We start from the raw sequence: 1,569 nt of genomic DNA on the forward strand, positions 1-1,569 counted from the left end.
GGTTGTGGAGCGCGGGACCTGAACTTGTAGTAGTCAAGCGATGGGGTGACGCAGGAGGGTAGCTCCGCCAGTGAGTGGTAGTACTGGTGTAAGCGTGTAGGGAGGACCGTAGGCAAATCCGCGGTCCACGTATCCTGAGACGTGATGCATAGCCGATTGAGGCGAAGTAGAGTGATCCCATGCTGCCGAGAAAAGCCTCTAGTGAGTGTTCATGCGGCCCGTACCCCAAACCGACACAGGTGGTCAGGTAGAGAATACCGAGGCGATCGGGCGAACTGTGGTTAAGGAACTCGGCAAAATGCCCCCGTAACTTCGGGAGAAGGGGGGCCGAGGGATTTGAAGCCCCTTGCGGGCTAGGATTTTTCGGCCGCAGAGACCAGCGAGAAGCGACTGTTTACTAAAAACACAGGTCCGTGCGAAGTCGCAAGACGATGTATACGGACTGACGCCTGCCCGGTGCTGGAACGTTAAGGGGACCGGTTAGTCTTTCGGGGCGAAGCTGAGAACTTAAGCGCCAGTAAACGGCGGTGGTAACTATAACCATCCTAAGGTAGCGAAATTCCTTGTCGGGTAAGTTCCGACCTGCACGAATGGCGTAACGACTTCTCGACTGTCTCAACCACAGGCCCGGCGAAATTGCACTACGAGTAAAGATGCTCGTTACGCGCGGCAGGACGGAAAGACCCCGGGACCTTTACTATAGCTTGGTATTGGTGTTCGGTTCGGCTTGTGTAGGATAGGTGGGAGACTGTGAAGCGGCCACGCCAGTGGTTGTGGAGTCGTCGTTGAAATACCACTCTGGTCGTACTGGATGTCTAACCTCGGTCCGTGATCCGGATCAGGGACAGTGCCTGGTGGGTAGTTTAACTGGGGCGGTTGCCTCCCAAAGGGTAACGGAGGCGCTCAAAGGTTCCCTCAGCCTGGTTGGCAATCAGGTGTCGAGTGCAAGTGCACAAGGGGGCTTGACTGTGAGACCGACAGGTCGAGCAGGGACGAAAGTCGGAACTAGTGATCCGGCCATGGCTTGTGGAAGCGTGGTCGCTCAACGGATAAAAGGTACCCCGGGGATAACAGGCTGATCTTGCCCAAGAGTCCATATCGACGGCATGGTTTGGCACCTCGATGTCGGCTCGTCGCATCCTGGGGCTGGAGTAGGTCCCAAGGGTTGGGCTGTTCGCCCATTAAAGCGGTACGCGAGCTGGGTTTAGAACGTCGTGAGACAGTTCGGTCCCTATCCGCCGCGCGCGTAGGATACTTGCGGAAGGCTGTCCCTAGTACGAGAGGACCGGGACGGACGGACCTCTGGTGTGCCAGTTGTCCTGCCAAGGGCATTGCTGGTTGGCTACGTTCGGAAGGGATAACCGCTGAAAGCATCTAAGCGGGAAGCCTGTTCCTAGATGAGGTATCCCACCCCTTTGTGGGTTAAGGCCCCCAAGAGACCATTGGGTTGATAGGCCGGAGATGGAAGGTCGGTAACGGCTGGAGTTGACCGGTACTAATAGGCCGAGGACTTGTCTCGAAGACGCTACGCATCCACTGTGCGGTTCTGAAGGAACCAACCAGACCCCC

The 1,569-nt window shown here is 56.9% G+C and carries 1 rRNA gene (cut by a window edge); it reads left to right on the top strand.

Features of this window, described 5'->3' with window-relative positions:
* Positions 1 to 1,519, top strand: a 23S ribosomal RNA gene (locus AB0G50_RS35790) (it extends 1,351 nt beyond the left edge of the window).
* Positions 1,520 to 1,569 lie beyond the last annotated feature (50 nt).

This window comes from Actinosynnema sp. NPDC020468 (assembly GCF_040642015.1).
In the GTDB taxonomy this organism is placed as follows: Bacteria; Actinomycetota; Actinomycetes; order Mycobacteriales; family Pseudonocardiaceae; genus Actinosynnema.